The organism is Bradyrhizobium sp., assembly GCF_016462955.1.
GTDB lineage: Bacteria > Pseudomonadota > Alphaproteobacteria > Rhizobiales > Xanthobacteraceae > Bradyrhizobium.
In genome coordinates this window covers 1-2,144 of record NZ_JAEMSD010000739.1, presented here as the reverse complement: position 1 = coordinate 2,144, position 2,144 = coordinate 1, and the positions used below count along the sequence as shown (strand labels likewise).

Below are 2,144 nucleotides of genomic sequence, written 5' to 3'. Positions count from 1 at the left end.
TGCCTCGGCCGCTTTCGCAGCCTTGGTGGCAGCGTCGAGTTGCGCCTGGGTCGCGGCGCCTTCCTGGAAGATCGGTCCGATATAGGGAGCGCGAAGGCTGGCGACGTGCTGGCTTGCCATCAGCGTCGCGCCGAAGGCATCGACCGTCTTGATCGCATCTGAGCGGTTCGCGAAAATGCGCGCCTGCGGTATCAGCACCTCGGCGCCGAGGATGACCGCAAACACCGTCACCGTCAGCATCGACAGCGCGAAAAGCTTCCCGATCCGCATGCTCAATCCCCTGGAATAAATTTCCGCAATGTCGAAACCTAGCCTGCGGCCACTAAGGGCTCGTTAAGCAACCTCCGTAGTTCCGCGGAGTGTCAGGTCGTCGCGGGGGCCGGGAAACCTGCAACGCATGGATCCAGGCGGGAAGAAATCGGCAGCGGTCCCTTATGCAATACCTATATCCATGGCTTGCCGTGCGAACGGCCACACTGGCATACCTCCGGAACCTCAATGCTCTCACTCGAACTCGCTATCGTCGTCGTGCTGATCGTCATCAACGGCCTGCTCTCCATGTCCGAGCTCGCCGTGGTCTCGTCGCGTCCGGCGAGGCTGTCGCTGCTCGCGGCCAAGGGGGTGCGCGGCGCGGAGCGGGCGCTGACGCTGGCGGCCGACCCCGGCAAGTTCCTCTCGACGGTGCAGATCGGCATCACGCTCGTCGGCGTGCTCTCCGGCGCGTTCTCGGGCGCGACGCTGGGGCAGCGGCTGACGCAATGGCTGCTCGAGCTCGGCCTATCCAAAGGACTTGCCGACATCGTCGGCGTCGGCATCGTGGTCACGCTCATCACCTATGCCACCTTGATCGTCGGCGAGCTGGTGCCGAAACAGGTCGCGCTGCGCGACCCTGAAAGCATCGCGGTGCGGGTCGCCCCCGCGATGCACGTGCTCGCGAAGGTATCGCTGCCGCTGGTGTTTCTGCTCGACCTCTCCGGCAAGCTGATCCTCACGCTGCTCGGCCGCGGCGGCAAAGCCGACGAGAAGGTCTCGGAAGACGAGATTCATCACCTCGTCAGCGAGGCCGAGAATGCGGGCGTCCTCGAGCCCGGCGAGAAGGAGATGATCGCCGGCGTGATGCGGCTCGGCGACCGGCCCGTCGGCGCGGTCATGACGCCGCGCACGGAGGTCGACGAGATCGATTTGAACGATGATGCGGAGGCCATCCGCGACGTCATCGCGAACAGCCCGCATTCGCGCTTTCCCGTTTCCGACGGCGATCGCGACAAGCCGATCGGCGTGCTCCAGGCCAAGGACCTGCTGGTCGCCTATATGAACGAGCGCGAGCCCGATCTACGCGCGCTGGTGCGCGAAGCACCCGGCATCCCCGCATCGGCAGATGCACGCGACGTGCTGACCATCCTGAAAGCGGCGCCCGTCCACGTCGGTCTCGTCTACGACGAATACGGCGCCTTCGAAGGCATGGTGACGGCGGCCGACATCCTCGAATCCATCGTCGGAGCCTTCCATTCGGAAGAGGGACCACCCGAGCCGGCCTTCATCAGGCGCGACGACGGCTCGCTGCTGATCTCCGGCTGGATGCCGGCCGACGAGTTCGGCGATCTGCTCGGCATCGAGCTGCCGCCGCATCGCTACAACACCGTGGCAGGCCTGGTGCTGCAACAATTCAGCATGCTGCCCAATGTCGGCGACGCCTTCGATTTCGCCGGTTGGCACATCGAGGTGATCGACCTCGACGGGCGGAGGATCGACAAGATTTTGGCGAGCCGGTTGAGCGAGGTCGAGACGGGATGAATTGAGCGATAGCGCAAGCCTCAGTCTCACCTGTCGTCCCGGACAAGCGCGCCAAAAGCGCGCGCCGATCCGGGACCCATAACCAAAGGGAGGAGTTTGACGGCGACTCGGAGCCGCCAGCTCGCGTCGCACGTCTCCCTGGGGTTATGGGTCCCGGGCTCGCGACGTCGTCGCGCCCCGGGATGACAGCGGAATTTGAGGCGAAAGTGCGCGATGAACGCCTACTTTACCCGAACCTCACCCCGATGCGCTTTTCTTTGCGCCAGACCACGGTGCAGGACAGGTGCGTCCCGTCGGCCTGGACGAACAAGGTGAAATGCTCGGGGATGCCGATGGGGCTGGTGACGTCG

General features: G+C 64.7%; 1 protein-coding gene and 2 pseudogenes. 1 reads left to right on the top strand and 2 read right to left on the bottom strand.

Annotated features, from left to right (window positions below):
- Window positions 1–270 (bottom strand): annotated as a pseudogene (locus tag JHD07_RS37655) (methyl-accepting chemotaxis protein); the annotation flags it as partial.
- A 228-nt stretch (window positions 271–498) separates the two neighbouring features.
- Here JHD07_RS37655 and JHD07_RS37650 point away from each other — a divergent pair.
- On the top strand, window positions 499–1,794 hold the full coding sequence (locus tag JHD07_RS37650; protein ID WP_291631412.1) for a hemolysin family protein: 1,296 nt from the start codon (window positions 499–501) through the stop codon (window positions 1,792–1,794).
- Between the two features lie 226 nt (window positions 1,795–2,020).
- Here the strand turns inward: JHD07_RS37650 and JHD07_RS39925 are convergent.
- Window positions 2,021–2,144, bottom strand: a pseudogene (locus JHD07_RS39925) (PilZ domain-containing protein); the annotation flags it as partial.

Excerpts from the sequence above, each read along its gene's own strand:
- JHD07_RS37650 (WP_291631412.1), top strand. The coding sequence starts at position 499 with ATGCTCTCACTCGAACTCGCTATCGTCGTCGTGCTGATCGTCATCAAC.